General features: G+C 39.1%; 2 protein-coding genes. One reads left to right on the top strand and one right to left on the bottom strand.

Translation table 11 applies throughout. The features are described from left to right. Window positions 1-323, bottom strand: a 323-nt coding sequence (locus DWY57_RS20630) for a winged helix-turn-helix domain-containing protein (protein ID WP_133302474.1), incomplete at its 3' end; no start/stop codon positions are given. A gap of 324 nt (window positions 324-647) precedes the next feature. On the opposite strand from DWY57_RS20630, the gene DWY57_RS20625 reads away from it, so the two are divergent. Beyond that, window positions 648-1,552, top strand: a 905-nt coding sequence (locus DWY57_RS20625; protein ID WP_119962364.1) for a DUF4434 domain-containing protein, incomplete at its 3' end; no start/stop codon positions are given.

Below are 1,552 nucleotides of genomic sequence, written 5' to 3'. Positions count from 1 at the left end.
ATATCCCCCTTGAAATTGATCAGTCCGATGTTTATGGCAAATTTCTTAATGTCCACTCCGATGAAGTATCCTGATTCCGGATTGAGTCCATATAGGCTTGGATGGCGGCCGCTACTGGTCTCCAGTTTTCCATAGTCGTTTATATAGTTGTCCTCACACATTTCATTGATGAATTTGGTGGTTGTGGGCACACTCAGATCGAGTTCCTTGGCCAAGTCGGTAATAGTGGAGCTCCCATTATATATATAATGTGTGATGATCCTTTTTTTTAAGAGTGCATTCTTGCTCCCGGTTTCCATTTCTTTTAATAAATTCTGTTTCATAGGTATGTATTTTTATGTTATTTGCTCTATTTTGTTTATTATATTAATATATACGGGTTTGTTATTCGGAAATATTATGTATTTAATTTGTTATTATGTAAATTATTTGGTAATTACGTGTTAATATATGTTAATTATAGGTTATGTATTAATTAAATACTTTATTAACTATTGCAAAGATAATAAATATATCTATATTTGCAGTGTAATAATTGAATAATAACGATTAATATCTAAACAATGAAAAACATAATTGATTTTTTATCTTAAAAAAATCTGTTCGATAGGTTTAATATATAATGGTTGATCTTAATTTTATTAATAATGAAAACACGCAGGGATTTTTTAAAAAGGACTGCTTTGTTCGGTGCGTCTGCATTCATGGCCCCTTCATTGTTGGGGCGGGAGAGTGATGGGGATTACTTCTTTTCTCAAGAGTCTGCCTCTTCCATGCTGGTCCCCATGGGCGATGCGCTTAAAATTACCGGCACGTTCTTGGATGAGATATCCCATGATATTCCCCATCAGAATTGGGGGGAAAGGGAATGGGATCAGGATTTCCGGTATATGCAGAGTATTGGAATTGACACGGTCATAATGATCCGGTCGGGTTATCGCAAATTCATTACTTATCCTTCGGCGCATTTGCTGGGTAAAGGGTGTTATATGCCTTCTGTCGATTTGTTGGACATGTTCCTTCGTCTGGCGGGGAAATATCACATGAAGTTCTATTTTGGTTTATATGATTCGGGCAAGTACTGGGATACCGGTGACCTTTCGTGGGAGGTTGAGGATAACAAGTATGTGATTGATGAGGTGTGGAGCAGGTACGGTGAGAAGTACAAGAGTTTCGGCGGATGGTATATCAGTGGTGAGATAAGCCGTAAGACGAAGGGTGTCATTGATGCCTTTCATGCGATGGGCAAACAATGCAAGGATGTCTCCGGCGGTTTGCCGACTTTTATTTCTCCGTGGATTGACGGGAAAAAGGCCGTGATGGGTACAGATAAGTTGACAAAGGAGGATGCAGTTTCTGTTCAGGAGCATGAAAGGGAGTGGAATGAAATTTTCGATGGCATTCATGATGTGGTTGACGCCTGTGCTTTTCAGGACGGACATATCGATTACGATGAACTGGATGCTTTCTTTACGGTGAACAAAAAGCTGGCTGATAAGTATGGCATGAAATGTTGGACAAACGCTGAAACCTTTGATCGTGACATGCCCAT

It is taken from the genome of Bacteroides sp. AF25-5LB, from assembly GCF_003602965.1.
In the GTDB taxonomy this organism is placed as follows: Bacteria; Bacteroidota; Bacteroidia; order Bacteroidales; family Bacteroidaceae; genus Bacteroides; species Bacteroides uniformis.
This window is presented reverse-complemented; position numbering and strand designations above follow the sequence as displayed.